The 15,024-nt window shown below is 43.6% G+C and carries 11 protein-coding genes; 5 read left to right on the forward strand and 6 right to left on the reverse strand.

The window, feature by feature from the left end; genetic code table 11:
• The first annotated feature begins 57 nt into the window (after positions 1-57).
• Both DRB05_RS15995 and DRB05_RS16000 read left to right on the forward strand, forming a co-directional pair.
• Positions 58-831: a transporter substrate-binding domain-containing protein gene (locus tag DRB05_RS15995; RefSeq protein WP_128727818.1), complete on the forward strand. Its 774-nt coding sequence runs from the start codon at positions 58-60 to the stop codon at positions 829-831.
• A gap of 97 nt (positions 832-928) precedes the next feature.
• Positions 929-1,969 (forward strand): tetratricopeptide repeat protein, encoded by a 1,041-nt coding sequence (locus DRB05_RS16000; protein ID WP_128727819.1) that lies wholly within the window; start codon positions 929-931, stop codon positions 1,967-1,969.
• A gap of 71 nt (positions 1,970-2,040) precedes the next feature.
• Here DRB05_RS16000 and grpE read toward each other — a convergent pair whose 3' ends face one another.
• Together grpE and DRB05_RS16010 are read right to left on the reverse strand one after the other, a co-directional pair.
• The gene (gene grpE, locus DRB05_RS16005) at positions 2,041-2,658 is read right to left on the reverse strand and encodes a nucleotide exchange factor GrpE (RefSeq protein ID WP_128727820.1); all 618 of its coding nucleotides are present in this window, start codon (positions 2,656-2,658) and stop codon (positions 2,041-2,043) included.
• Positions 2,659-2,726: 68 nt separating this feature from the next.
• Complete coding sequence (locus DRB05_RS16010; protein WP_171040295.1) at positions 2,727-3,659, reverse strand: HrcA family transcriptional regulator; 933 nt, start codon at positions 3,657-3,659, stop codon at positions 2,727-2,729.
• Positions 3,660-3,749: 90 nt separating this feature from the next.
• Here DRB05_RS16010 and nadK point away from each other — a divergent pair, with 90 nt between their 5' ends.
• The 3 genes from nadK (at position 3,750) to recN (ending at position 7,050) form a co-directional block, all read left to right on the forward strand.
• On the forward strand, positions 3,750-4,634 hold the full coding sequence (gene nadK, locus DRB05_RS16015; RefSeq protein WP_017217984.1) for an NAD(+) kinase: 885 nt from the start codon (positions 3,750-3,752) through the stop codon (positions 4,632-4,634).
• Positions 4,635-4,696: 62 nt separating this feature from the next.
• Positions 4,697-5,278, forward strand: coding sequence for a hypothetical protein (locus DRB05_RS16020; RefSeq protein ID WP_128727822.1), 582 nt, complete (start codon positions 4,697-4,699; stop codon positions 5,276-5,278).
• A 95-nt stretch (positions 5,279-5,373) separates the two neighbouring features.
• Positions 5,374-7,050, forward strand: a complete 1,677-nt coding sequence (gene recN, locus DRB05_RS16025; RefSeq protein WP_128727823.1) for a DNA repair protein RecN — start codon at positions 5,374-5,376, stop codon at positions 7,048-7,050.
• 28 nt (positions 7,051-7,078) lie between these two features.
• Here recN and DRB05_RS16030 read toward each other — a convergent pair whose 3' ends face one another.
• The 4 genes from DRB05_RS16030 to DRB05_RS16045 all read right to left on the reverse strand — a co-directional run bounded on the left by DRB05_RS16030 (position 7,079) and on the right by DRB05_RS16045 (position 14,662).
• The gene (locus DRB05_RS16030) at positions 7,079-7,474 is read right to left on the reverse strand and encodes a DUF1801 domain-containing protein (RefSeq protein ID WP_128727824.1); all 396 of its coding nucleotides are present in this window, start codon (positions 7,472-7,474) and stop codon (positions 7,079-7,081) included.
• Positions 7,475-7,824: 350 nt separating this feature from the next.
• A complete protein-coding gene (locus DRB05_RS16035) occupies positions 7,825-9,240 on the reverse strand; it encodes an FAD-dependent oxidoreductase (protein ID WP_128727825.1) in 1,416 nt (471 codons plus the stop codon).
• A gap of 9 nt (positions 9,241-9,249) precedes the next feature.
• Positions 9,250-13,707, reverse strand: coding sequence for a glutamate synthase large subunit (gene gltB / locus DRB05_RS16040; RefSeq protein WP_128727826.1), 4,458 nt, complete (start codon positions 13,705-13,707; stop codon positions 9,250-9,252).
• 610 nt (positions 13,708-14,317) lie between these two features.
• The gene (locus tag DRB05_RS16045) at positions 14,318-14,662 is read right to left on the reverse strand and encodes a Grx4 family monothiol glutaredoxin (RefSeq protein WP_010375406.1); all 345 of its coding nucleotides are present in this window, start codon (positions 14,660-14,662) and stop codon (positions 14,318-14,320) included.
• Between the last annotated feature and the right edge of the window lie 362 nt (positions 14,663-15,024).

The following is a 15,024-nucleotide window of genomic DNA, read 5'->3' on the forward strand; positions in this document are numbered from 1 at the left end:
ACCTCTTTTAATTTGTTGATAGAATAATTAGACTCTAATATGCAAGGATTGGCCGCTATGAAATACGCAAGATTGCCTCTACTCGGTATACTCATCGCGCTTTTAGCACTCGAAGCCTCAGCTAAATGCAATAAAACTTTGCGTATAGGAATAAACGAAACACTGTGGCCTCCCTATATTTCTCGCAAGGAAGGTAAAGCCTTCGGTTTAGAGATTAACGCACTAAATATTCTTTTTATAGATTCTATTTATTGTCTTGAATACGTCTTCTATCCCACCTCAACAAGGATGCTAGCGGAGCTAAAGGTAGGTAATGTAGACGTACTGATCGCAGCAACAAAAACGACGACGAGAGATAAGTTTGCCTACTTCACTACACCTTATCGCCAGGAAGTCATGGCATTATTCCAACATAAGGAAAAGCCAAAAATTGGCGGGGAAGTCGAGTCATTGATCCTTGCAGGAAACACATTTGCACTGAATGCTGGCAGTTACTACGGCATGGCATTTGAAAAGCTGATCCAAGATTTTTATAACGATCAGCTGGTGCACCTACCCAATGCCACTCGCCGCTTTAAAATGTTGAGTAAGCAGCGAGTAGACTATGTTGTTGAAGATAAACTCGCGGGCGACCACATTATTAAAATCAAAGAGTATACAGATATTATCTATTCTGGTACCGATGCGAATAAAACACCAGTTAGCTATATGCTTAGCAAAGCCAGTTTAACCACTGTCGACCTCGAAAATATCAATCAACTAATCAAAGTGCACCAAAACGAACTCAGCAATTTATTTTCTTTTCATCAAGTTTCCGATCCCCATTTATAACTGAAGAGGCGATCTCTACATTGTTTCTAATCTTTGTATAATGCTGTTTATCGTAATTGATTTGGAACTATTCGGTACTGCCGACTACAGTTAATAGATGTGCCAAAATGTGGTCGGGGTTTACTTGGTTCGGCTTTTACTCTTTGTAACTTGTGCATTTTATTTTTGCCAACAAGCGTTGGCAAAGGACTTTTCATATTTTGAAAGTAAGCTAGACGAGGCCACCGACTATTTAACGGTTAACCCTGCACAATCATTGATTATTCTAGACAGTTTAGAGCAACAGCATGATGTGCCTGTGCCTTTATTTATTCAATGGCATTTGCTGAGCGCTCGTGCATCTGTACCTACAAATAAAATAGATAGGCTCTACACGTCAATCAACGCAGTCTTTTTATATCCAGATGATATGTATTTCAAAGCAAATCTTCCCACTATTTTGAGTGCACTTGGGATTTGGCTGCGCCGTCAGGAGTATCTTGATGATGCTGATACTAGCCTCAAATGTGCCTACAAATATGCAAAGAATGATCGCCAACGGCTTACACTGACTAACAGTATGGCGCTAGTTGCCCGCAACCAAGATGATTATCAAAAAGCGAGAACATTGTATGCTAAAGCACGCAAATTGGCTGAGGAATTAAAGCAAACTCCGGTGCTTGCGATGATTGAAAGCAACTTGGGAAGTCTTGCGCTCGATCAAGGTCGAATATTTGAAGCTGAACAGTATTTTCGTCATGCCCTGTTAGGTTATCAAGCCATTGATAAACGCTCAGGTCAAATATCAGCAGGAATTAACTTGATGTTTGTCTTTCTTATTCAAAAGCAAATCGTTAACTACGAGCGTCTACAAGGCCCTACTTCTACCCTAACTACAGCCTTCCCAAATGAATCAAAACAAGCTTGGTTACAATGGCTTGAAGCTCGATACAAACAACTTGCAGGGGACATGCCCAACCAAAGCACTAAACAAGCATTACAACTGGCATATACTCAGTTAGAAAGTGATAAAGTGAAATTGCTAGTACATAGATATTTAGCAAAGGAGTTAGGTGTCGAAGTCACCGCCCCCCTCCCCATCACAGCCAAGTCTTTTTCCAGTCCTTGGTTTGAGAAAGTGAAGCTGTGTAGTTGGTGAGCGAATACACTCGTTACTAAACGCAAAAAAGCCGCTCAATGCGCGGCTTTTTCATTTCAAATTGAATTTGCTTATTCAGCAGCCTTTGACACCATCACCATTGCAGGGCGTAATAGACGGCCGTTTAAGGTATACCCTTTTTGCATTACAGCAAGCACAGTATTTGGTGATACATCATTGCTTGGCTGAATTGACATTGCCTGGTGTAGCTCTGGGTTAAATGCTTCACCCTGTGGGTTTACCGCTTCAACACCAAATTTAGCTAGGGCATCAGTAAATGTCTTGATAGTCATATCGATACCTTCAAGCACAGGCTTTAGCGTCTCGTTTTCTTTGTCAGAAAACTCAATCGCACGCTCTAGGTTATCGATTACAGGTAGCAATTCGTTTGAGAACTTTTCTAGCGCAAATTTGTGTGCTTTTTCAACATCCTGCGCTGCACGGCGACGAACATTTTCAAGCTCAGCAGCAGCGCGAACAACGCTATCTTTTTGTGAGTCGATAGTTTGCTTAGCGGTTTCTAGCTCAGCGTACAGACCTGCGATTTCTTCTTCTGGGCTTAACTCACCCGCACTTTCTGCCTGCTCTTCCTGAGTTTGTTGTTCTGCTTGTCCTTCTACAACTTCCGCTTCGGCTTGTGTTTGTTCTTGTTCAAGCTCTTGCTCTGGGGCTTTTGTCTGCTCAGACATGTGGTGATTCTCCGATTCTTTACAACTGCGGTAATTATGGGGATTGAAATGAGAGTTTCAACCCTTTATTACGGCAATTTTTTGAATTCTGACAAGATGGCTTCGATCTTAGAGTCCGCTGGACAAATCACGCAAAAGCGACTTTGGTATTCCCCTTTGGAGAAATACGGCACACTGAGCACCACTACGCGATGTAAACCCAGCATACTTAGCTCTTCACCAAGTAACACGGATACGCCGTCTTTAAATGCCAAGCGGTCTTCGACTTGGTCCAAAAATCCAACCCCAAGATTAATCTCTCTATCCAACTCTAAGCGGTTATATAAGTAACGCTCGCCGACAACAATTGCGTTATCTGAGCCTAACTGCTGGCTTAACTGCTTAGTCCACTGGGCCAAAATATGGTGACAACTCGGCGGTGCACTATGTGCCATAGCGCGCATTCGGTGCAAACCTTCGACTAAAGTTTGTTGACTGAATACGGTATTCATCCAAGCCGCAAACTGATAACGCAACGCGTCTGAGTCATCAACGGGTTTATCAATACAAATATTGTGTGATTGCCCCGCTCTGTCTAACAGCAGGACCAGCCAGTTTTTACGGTCAAAGTCGAGTACTTCCACCCGGAACATTTGTTTGCTGCTAACTTGTGGTAACCCCACGCAGCAACAAACCTGAAAGTTTTGGCTCAATAAATGTGCAAAAGAGACTATTGCGGATTGATCAGGTTGCCAATGAACGGCAACATCAGCCAGAGGAAAAAACTCCTGTAGCCAGAATTTTACACCTTGGTCTGTGGGTACACGGCCAGCTGAGGTATGCGGCGAATACAATAAGCCTTGATTTTCAAGTCTTGCCATTGCATTACGTACGGTTGCAGAACAAATAGCAAGGCCGTCCTGCTTTGCTATTTTGCTGGATGCAACAGGCTGCCCTTCACCATTACAATAATGGCGCATGACCGCACACAGAATTTGTTCATCTCTGGGATTTAGTTTCATAATTATTTTAATATGGGTGTCAATTGCCAGTTTCAAGCACTACGCTTTTATTATAATCTTGCAGCAAAGATACCAAGGACAAATGACTGAATGACGACTACGTTTAACACCATCGGCTTAATTGGCAAGCCCAACCACGAGGGCGCCGGGACGACCTTACAACGACTCTACACATTTTTGCAAGCATTAGGATATGAAGTACTCGTAGAAGATCGCGTTGCAGAGCAAATAAAGTCGTTAGACGAGGACGCAGTAGTCGAGTTAGTTGAACTAGGTAAACGTTGCGACCTTGCTATTGTTGTTGGTGGTGACGGTAACATGCTTGGCGCAGCAAGAGTACTGGCTCGTTTTGATGTCGCCGTGATCGGAGTTAACCGCGGTAACTTAGGCTTTTTGACAGATTTGAACCCAGAAGGCTTTGAAGCGCAGCTAGAAGCGGTGTTAAGCGGCCAATTTATTGAAGAATCGAGATTTCTGTTAGAGGTGGCAGTATACCGACATCACCAGCTTAAAAGCGCAAATTTAGCAATGAACGAAGCCGTATTACACGCTGATAAAGTTGCGCATATGATTGAATTTGAGGCTTTTATCGACGACGATTTTGTATTTTCTCAGCGCTCAGACGGTTTAATTGTCTCGACACCAACGGGGTCAACCGCTTACTCGCTTTCAGGTGGCGGTCCTATTTTAACCCCCGAACTCGACGCTATTTCTTTGGTGCCTATGTTTCCGCATACCTTATCCAGCAGGCCTTTAGTGGTGGATGCAGAAAAAGAAGTCAAGCTTAAGTTAAGTCTAGAAAACACCGACAGCTTACAAGTGAGTTGTGACAGTCATGTTGTGCTGGCTGTGCTACCTGGTGACGAAGTTATCATCAAAAAAGCAGAGAAAAGACTAAGATTGATCCACCCTAAATGCTACTCCTACTACAATGTTCTTAGACAGAAATTAAATTGGGGCAGTAGGCTTTACTAAGCACGCAAAGTTACGCAAAATAACCTTGGTTAAATTTTCTAATTTGGGTAAATAACAATAAAATGGCTTACGTTGTATTTTTCACATTGGCGCTGCTTATCACTATACTTTCAGTGTATTTAGTGATTGAAAATAATAGAAGAAAAGCCCGTGAAGCGGAAAAAAAAGCCTTTAACGATCGTTTAAAAGTAATTAGCAGCAACTTCAAACTTAAAGTTACTGAATTCGTCGAAGCAAAGATTTTAAGGCCTAAATACGCACCGCAGATCAATGCAATCGTTAGCAACTTTTTTGTCGTGCAAGCGCACTCGGAAGAAAATTTAGCGCAACTGGAAAAAGTATCTGAGTTATTTATCTATTCAGTGACAAGCGAGCTCAATAAGTGTCGCTCAAACGGCAATATCGATTTGCTTGCTGAGCAACTACAATATTTTGTCGCTGAATTACCTACGGCGGGCATTGCTTATAACCGTGATTTCTATCACGAGATGCTTCCAGCCCTCATTGCGCGCATTCAAACACCTGATATGCCAGCGCAACAGCAAGATGAAGAGAATATAGACTCATCAGAATTAAGCGGCAAGGAGTCAACTAACCAACAAATGCATGCAGCGGCCTTAGTAAAAGAGCATGCTGTTGGATAATCTCGCTATTATTTTTAGCAGAATTTTTTAATTTGAGTTGCTAAACAATAAAATACTGTATAAATTAACAGTAATTCTCTGTTAGGGTGTACAGTATGCTTTTAGCTTTAAATGTTCAAAATTTTGCTATTGTTAGTGCGCTAAATATTGACTGGCATTGTGGCATGACCGCAATTACAGGTGAAACAGGCGCGGGTAAGTCTATTGCGATCGATGCGCTCTCTTTATGTCTCGGTGAGCGTGCTGATCCTTCTGCTATTCGTCCAGGTACCGACAAGGCGGATATTTCTGCTCAATTTGATGTTTCAGACCTCCCTGCTGCCAAACGCTTTCTAACGGAGCATATGCTAGATAACGAAGAAAATGAATGTATTCTTCGACGTGTTATTAGCAAAAGTGGGCGTAGTAAAAGCTACATCAATGGCTCCCCTGTTACTGCAGGCCAACAAAAGGAATTAGGTCAACACCTTATTGCGATCCATGGGCAACATGCCCATCAGCTACTGTTAAAGCCAGAGTATCAACTGCACTTGCTAGATGCCTATGCTAACCATACCACATTGTTACAAGCAGTTAAGGGCCAATATAATCACTACCATAAACTGCAAAAAGAATATGCTGAACTACAAAAGTCACAACAGGCACAAGCCGCAAAAAAACAACTGCTTGAGTACCAAGTAGCAGAGCTTGACGAGTTTGCTCTACAAGAAGGCGAATATGAAGATATTGAGACCGAACATTCGCGCCTAAGCCATAGTCAAACCATTTTAGAACAATGCCACCGTGAGCTTTCTCGCCTTTATGAAAATGACGAGCAGACTGTACTATCGCAACTACAACAAAGTGCGCAAGTGTTCTCTGAACTCACCAGTTTTGACAAAACCCTTGAAAATATTGCACAAGTGCTTGAAGAAGCAGCAGTACAAGTGGAAGAAGCAAGTAGAGAGATCCGCAGTTATTCTGATTCAGTAGAACAAGATCCGATGCGACTACAAGAGCTAGAAGATAGACTCTCTCAAGCTCTAGATTTAGCTAGAAAGCATCAAGTTCAGCCTGAATTGCTATATCAGCACCATCAAGCGCTGCAACATGAGCTTGAGTCTATTAGCTCAGATTCTGCCAGACTGGATGCGTTAGAGGAAGAAATTGCCGAAGCCATCAACGCCTATAACCAAGCTGCACTTGGATTAAGTCAAAGCCGCCAGCAAGCCTGTACGTCTCTTAACGAACGTATTTCTGCAAGTATGAAAGAGCTTGCGATGGGTGATGGTCAATTTGAAATCCAGTTAACACCTAATCTTGGCGCTAAACCGAGCCCTCTTGGGTATGATCACATTGAGTTTTACGTCTCAACTAACCCAGGCCAACCTTTGCAACCTATGGGCAAAGTTGCCTCAGGTGGTGAGCTATCTCGGATAAGCTTAGCCATTCAAGTGATTATCGCAACACGCGTGACGACACCCACTTTGATTTTCGATGAAGTTGATGTTGGGATCTCAGGTCCAACAGCTGCAACCGTAGGTAAATTGCTGCGCCAGCTTGGCCAGTCTACGCAGGTTATTTGTGTTACCCATTTACCGCAAGTAGCATGCAGTGGTCACAACCAGTTTTTTGTCGCAAAACGAGTAGAAAATGGCGAAACCTTTACCAAAATGACCCCAATGGCAGAAAGCCAACGCATTGACGAAATAGCAAGGTTAATTGGTGGAGATAAAATAAGTGACACAACAAGAGCGAGTGCCAAGGAGTTATTACAAGTACAAAGTGCTTAACTGTTATCAGGCTGATTGCACCTGTTGATTAACGCGCAGCGTTATACCGAATTGCTGCGCGGATCAATGTACAAAAATGGGCTTCATTGATGGTGTCCTGCTGTTTTATATCAATCGCCCGTCGAGTGTTACCGGCAAACCCTGTATTGAATAACTGATGCTCATCTTCAAATTTTGCACCGTATGCAAAGGTAAGTTTGACCTTATCTTTGTATACTTCGCCAGTGCAGATCATGCCAGCTTTTGACCATACGGGCACTCCTGTTGGGTTGCTTGGCTTACGCCATTTGATATCTTCCTCTATATCTTTATCAACACTTAGGATCAGACTTCTGATCTGCTGCAATACCACAGCACGCCAATCGTTTACACTCGCTATCTTTGCAGTGACCGCATCAGCACCTGAGTTTATTGTTTCATTCATGATCTTTCCTTAACACTATTGATAAATGCATGTAGAGTGAAATTAATACCAGTTGTATTAATTAAATGATCTATCTTGAAGCGGGGAAATAGCTTTAGTAGCACCGCTCTCGCGTCCTGCTACCGCTAAGGTACCTATATCCATATAGGCAAGGCAAAAATTTTGCTATTTAGTTGTTCTAAATGAGAAATTTTTAACGAAGCTAATATGCTATTTCACCCTTCAAATTGATTAGAGAATTAATTCAATTGGTATAAGTTAGCGGCTAACTAAGCAAAATTCAAATAAAAAACCCCAGCTACAACGAGTGTAGTTGGGGTTTGTGAACGACAAAAGCTGTTGTTTAAGTTTTAAACTTCTAAATAGTCCAAAATGCCTTCAGCGGCGTTGCGGCCTTCAAAAATCGCAGTCACCACTAAATCAGAACCTCGTACAGCATCACCACCGGCAAAGATCTTTGGATTACTTGTTTGATGTGTAAATGCGCCTTTTTCTGGTGCAACAATACCGCCCCAGTGATTTATTGCCACATCGTATTGTGCTAACCAATCAAGGTTGTGAGGCTTAAAACCAAATGCCATGATCACCGCGTCAGCTTCTAGTGTATGCTCAGAACCTTCCACAGTTTCAGCACTACGGCGACCATTTTTGTCAGGTTCACCTAATTGTGTTTTCACCATTTTAACGCCCGTGACTTTGCCTGAGCTGTCAATTTCAATACCAACTGGCTGTAGATTGAATCTAAATTCAACCCCTTCTTCTTTGGCATTTTTAACTTCTCGAACTGAGCCGGGCATGTTTTCTTCATCACGACGATAAGCACAGATCACGGATTGCGCATTTTGTCTAACTGACGTTCTAACACAGTCCATCGCTGTGTCCCCACCACCTAGTACCACCACGCGCTTACCCGCCATGTTCACGTAGCTATGCTGACTCTCGTCATAACCCATGACTCGGTTGGTGTTACCAATCAAAAATGGTAGCGCATCATAAACACCGTCGGCATCTTCATTTTCAAGATTGCCTTTCATGCTTTGGTACGTCCCCACACCTAAGAATACGGCGTCGTATTGCGACAATAACTCGTCCATAGAGACATCACGGCCAACCTCGGTATTGAGTTTAAACTCAACGCCCATTTCGGTAAAAATCTCACGACGATTTTCCATTACTGACTTTTCTAACTTAAATGACGGGATCCCAAAAGTCAGCAAACCGCCAATCTCAGGGTTGCGATCATACACCACTGGGCGCACGCCGTTTCGCACTAGAATATCCGCACAGCCAAGTCCTGCCGGACCCGCACCTATGATTGCGACTTTCTTATCGGTCCAAGTAACGTAAGAAAGATCAGGCTTCCAGCCCTGTGCAAACGCCGTATCGGTAATATATTTTTCAATATTTCCTATGGTCACGGCACCAAACTCTTCGTTCAGCGTACACGACCCCTCACAAAGCCTATCTTGCGGACATACTCGACCACACACTTCAGGCAAACTATTGGTACGGTGAGATAGCTCTGCTGCCTCAATGATTCTGCCCGTACGAATAAGTTTGAGCCATTGCGGAATATAGTTGTGAACTGGACACTTCCATTCACAATACGGGTTACCACAATCTAAACAACGATCAGACTGCGAATGAACTTGCTGCTCAGAAAATGGCTCATAAATTTCAACAAAAGATTGCTTACGCGTAGAAATAGGCTTTTTGCGCGGATCTACACGTTGTACATCGATAAATTGGTAAACGTTCTCGCTCATTGCTCTCTCCTACTGCGCCTGAATTCTTAGCTCAGCGCTACTACGCGCTCGGTGGCCAAGTAAACTGTTTAAATCGCTCGACTTTGGCTTTACCAATTTAAACATTGGCAAATACAACTCAAAGTTAGCTAAGATCTGCTCAGCTCGAGTTGAGCTCGTCAAATCTAGATGCTCTGCAATCAAACCACGTAGATGCTCTTGGTGCGATGCCAGCGTTTTGAGGTCTACCAGCTCGACCAACTCAGGGTTGATCCGCTTATCAAAATCACTCTCTTCATCAAGTACATAGGCAAAACCACCGGTCATACCTGCGCCAAAGTTAACGCCAACTTGACCAAGCACACACACCACGCCTCCTGTCATGTATTCGCAGCCATTATCACCAAGCCCTTCAACAACCGCTTGTACACCCGAGTTACGCACGGCAAAACGCTCGCCAGCTCGACCTGCTGCAAACAACTTACCGCCGGTCGCGCCATATAAACAGGTGTTACCAATAATAGCCGCTTGATGAGAGGCAAAGCTTGAGCCGACAGGAGGACGCACGACTAGCTTTCCACCAGCCATCCCTTTACCAACGTAGTCGTTAGCATCACCGACTAATGTCATTTCAAGGCCACCGGCGTTCCACACCCCAAACGATTGCCCTGCAGTACCATGTAACTCAAGTGCAATTGGATCTGCTGCCATACCCTGGTTACCATGCTTGCTCGCGATATACCCAGACAACATTGCACCTATTGAGCGATCCGTATTAGAAATACGATTCACCAACGAAATACCCGTCATTTCGTCGATTGCTGTCTTCGCTTTCGCAAGTAAGCTTTCGTTCAACGCGCCACTGTAATGTGATGGATTAGTATGGGTGCAATACAGCGCTTCATTTGACGGATTGTTTGGTTTCGCTAAGAGCGGACTTAAATCTAGCTTTTTCTGCTTCGCAGTATTACCTTCAATGGCTTCAAGTAAGTCCGTTCTACCAATCAAATCGGTGAGTTTTGTGACTCCCAGAGCGGCCATCAGCTCTCGGGCCTCTTGCGCAATAAACTTAAAGTAGTTCATCGCCATCTCTGGCAATCCGTGATAATGCTTTTGACGCAACGTATCATCTTGCGTCGCAACACCGGTTGCACAGTTATTAAGGTGACAGATCCGCAGGTATTTACAGCCAAGCGCAACCATAGGGCCGGTACCAAAACCAAAGCTCTCAGCCCCCAAAATTGCAGCTTTAATAATATCTAATCCGGTCTTTAAGCCACCATCTGTTTGCAACCTAATGCGGTGGCGTAGACCATTTTCAACCAGCGCCTGTTGCGTTTCAGCGAGGCCAAGCTCCCACGGGCTACCTGCATACTTTACCGATGTCAGCGGACTCGCCCCAGTACCACCGTCATAACCGGCAATGGTAATGAGATCGGCATACGCTTTAGCAACACCAGTCGCAATAGTGCCGACACCTGGTTCTGAAACCAATTTGACCGAGATCATCGCTTCAGGGTTAACCTGTTTGAGGTCAAAAATAAGCTGAGCTAAGTCTTCAATCGAATAAATATCGTGATGCGGTGGTGGCGAAATCAAAGTAACACCAGGAACTGAATAGCGTAGTTTCGCGATATAAGGGGTGACTTTCTCACCTGGAAGCTGACCGCCCTCGCCCGGCTTTGCCCCTTGCGCAACTTTGATTTGAATAACGTCAGCTGAACGTAAATAGTGTGGTGTCACACCGAATCGCCCAGAAGCAACTTGCTTAATACGCGAATTCTTTTCTGTGCCAAAACGTAGCTTATCCTCGCCACCCTCACCAGAGTTAGAGCAACCGCCGAGGCGATTCATCGCAATCGCCAACGCTTCATGTGCCTCCGGTGATAAAGCCCCGATACTCATCGCGGCTGAGTCAAAACGTTTGTATAGCTCAGTCGCAGGCTCAACGTCGTTGATGTCGATTGCTTGTTGCGCCGTATTAAGCTTAAGCATGTCTCGCAGATTAGTAATTGGACGGTTATTTACCAGCTCCGCATATTTAACGTAGTCTTGATAGTTACCCGAACGAACTGCGGTCTGCAAAGTTTGCACAACATCTGGGTTATACGCATGGTATTCACCACCATGCACATACTTTAATAATCCACCGTGTGATAGTAGTTTACGCTTGCTAAATGCCAATTTATTGAGCTGTTGTTGCTCCAAGGCAAAATCGTCAAAACACGCACCTTTAATACGGTTTGCAACGCCTTTGAAGCACAATTCAACCACCTCATCGGATAAACCGACGGCTTCAAACAACATCGAACAACGATAGGAAGCAATGGTGCTGATCCCCATCTTCGACATGATTTTGTATAAACCTTTGTTAATCGCGCCGCGATAAGACAGAGTCACCTCGCGGTAAGACTTTTTAATGATCTTCTTATCACACATTGCAACAAGGGTTTCGTAGGCTAGATAAGGATAAATTGCTGTTGCGCCAAAACCTAACAAAACAGCAAACTGGTGCGGATCTCTCACACTACCTGTTTCAACCAAAATATTGGTATCACAACGCAAGTTGCCATCCACTAGTCGCCTTTGTACTGCCCCCACGGCCATCGCCGCTGGGATAACTTGCTTACCCGCTGCTATTTCTCGGTCACTGAGCACTAACATCACGCACCCGGAGCCCGCTTTTGCAACGGCTTCATCACAAATACGCTTGATTGCATCTTGCAAAGACTCTTCAATCTCGTAAATCAATGAAATTTTACACGCACAGTAATGGTCATCATCGGCGGTTAATAGCTGCTGCATATCAGAATAAGTTAGTACTGGCGAGGCAAACTGCAAACGTTTAGCATGACCTGTGGTTTCGTTGAAAACGTTCTGCTCACGACCAATACAAGTCGCCAGTGACATTACGTGATTTTCCCGTAATGGATCGATTGGCGGGTTCGTTACCTGAGCAAATTTCTGGCGGAAGTAGTCAAATATTGAACGGTGTCCTTCGGATAGCACTGCAAATGGCGTATCATCACCCATTGAACCAGTTGCTTCTTGGCCGTTCTCGCCCATTACGCGGATCACTTGGTCGAGCTCTTCGTTGGTATATCCAAATTGCTTCTGATAGGTCAGCAAGGTTTCATCGTCAAGATCGCGCTTACCAGCCGCTTTCTCATCTAGTGTTTCAAATGGCGTTAAACGCTTAACGTTTTGCTCAAGCCAAGTTTTGTATGGATGCCTAGATTTCAAATCTTGGTCGATTTCATCGGACTGCCAAATCTTGCCATGTAAAGTATCAACCACCAGTAACTCACCCGGACCTACACGGCCTTTTTCGATAACTTCATCTGGCGCGTAATCCCAAATGCCTACTTCTGAGGCAAGTGTAATAAAGCCGTCTTGCGTGATCACATAGCGAGCTGGACGAAGACCGTTTCGGTCCAAATTACAGGCAGCAAAACGCCCATCAGACATCACGATGCCTGCAGGGCCATCCCACGGCTCCATATGCATGGAGTTAAAGTCATAGAATGCGCGTAAGTCTTCATCCATGGCACGGTTTTTTTGCCATGCGGGTGGCACTAACATACGCATAGCGCGGAATAAGTCCATACCACCGGCTAAAAATAGCTCTAGCATGTTATCTAAACTAGATGAGTCAGAACCTGTTTCATTGACAAACGGCGCCGCATTTTGCAAATCCGGTAACAACGGTGACGCGAACTTATAAGCACGTGCTCTCGCCCATTGACGGTTTCCTTCAATGGTATTGATCTCACCATTGTGAGCTAAATAGCGGAATGGCTGCGCCAACGGCCATCGAGGCTGTGTATTGGTTGAAAAGCGCTGGTGGAATACACAAATCGCACTGGTCATCCGCATATCAGCAAGATCCGTATAAAAATTCGGTAGATCAGCCGGCATCATTAAGCCTTTGTAGATAGTCACTAAACCAGACAAACTACAAATATAAAACTGCTCATCTTGCTCTAAACGCTTTTCAATGCGTCGCCTTGCTATATATAGACGACGCTCTAAATCTTTAGGACGCCAGCCTTCTGGAGCACCAACGAAAACCTGTTTAAACTGTGGTAATTGTGCTTTCGCGATAGGACCTAGCATAGATGGATCGGTGGGAACTTCACGCCAACCTATGAGTGTCAGTGTTTCTTTTTCTAATTCTTCACTGATCACTTTTTCAGCCGCAGCTGCAAGCTCATGATCCTGATTTAAAAATATCATACCTACCGCATAGTTTTTACCCACATGCCAATCGTTTTCAGCTGCGACGGCGCGAAAAAAACTATCCGGTTTTTGTAATAACAGTCCGCAACCATCACCGGTTTTGCCATCCGCAGAAATACCACCTCGGTGCTGCATACGGTCCAAACCTGTGATTGCTGTACGGATCAGTTTGTGACTTGGCTGACCACTCACATGCGCAATCAAGCCAAATCCACAGTTATCTTTTTCTAATTTTGAGTCGTATAACATAGACTCCTCCCCTTGCTACAACGACCAGCCCATGACGGTACGACGAAATGCTGGCAGATATTCAAAATTAGCCTTGATTGAAAGTAGAGTCAATACAAATATGAATACATATTCATAAACTTGAATATTTCTCATTGGTAAGACAAGTTACCCAAAACCGTAATAAATTTGCCATTTTGAAAATATTGAATATAAATTTGTAAAATGACACCGGTATCACAACAATAAAAATACAGCAACACACAGTCACAAATAAACGTTTACGTAAACGTAAAGATCGGTAAAAATGAATAATTATTCATTTATTGTATTTTACAAACTCAATATCGAAGCAGGCTCTATTAGACTGTTTACATAGCTATGCAAAATAGAGTTCGTTTTAGCTTGACGTTAACGTCAACCTGGTTGGATAGGAGAAGTGAGTTGCTTTAGGTTGGATTAATACCAATGGCGTTAATGAAAATCTAGATACCCCACACTGTATGAGTGAAATGGTTTTCAACCAAACATCTAAAATAGGGCTTATAACGAAAAGTAGACTGGATAAGATTAGAAAGTTAATTAGAAAATAAAGCATGGCAGAGTATCTACTCTGCCATAAGCGGTTAGCTTATTCCGCTGCTGCTTCGTCTTTCTTATATTTAGCTGCTGTTTCAGCAATAAGAGGTTGGAGCTCACCTTTTTGGAACATCTCAATAATGATGTCACAACCACCGATTAACTCACCTTCTACCCAAAGCTGCGGGAAAGTTGGCCAGTTTGCATAATGTGGTAGTTCAGCACGAATGTCTGGATTCAATAAAATGTCAACATAAGCAAACTGCTCACCACACGCCATCAAAGCCTGAGACGCCTGCGAAGAGAACCCACAGTTAGGGAGTTTTGGCGACCCTTTCATATATAGAATGATTGGATTTTCTTCGATCTGCTGTTTAATCTTGTCAATAGTTTCCATTAGTTACCTCAAAATGACGTTTCGTCCAATACTTATCAATATTTAGTTTAGCATCGGCGTTTTAGCTTGCTACTCACTATAACAACACCTGTTGCATTCATTATGCCTAGCTTTTAGCAACGATAGAACATTAGCTGCCATGGCTAAAATTAGCATGACCGTCTGTCATGATGTTCTACACTTTGACAGCTATTCGGCATATGTTCACAAAGAATGTGTATTATAAGTCATTAAGTCACTGGCACGCATTGCTGTTTGCCAAAACTTGAGTAAAATAGTCAGGAATTATAGTATCACTATATAGGCCAATGGTATAGAAAAGTGGGCTGATGTTAGCCACCTTTCGTATGCATTATTGGCAA

It is taken from the genome of Pseudoalteromonas sp. A757 (assembly GCF_004103285.1).
Classification (GTDB): Bacteria; Pseudomonadota; Gammaproteobacteria; order Enterobacterales; family Alteromonadaceae; genus Pseudoalteromonas; species Pseudoalteromonas galatheae.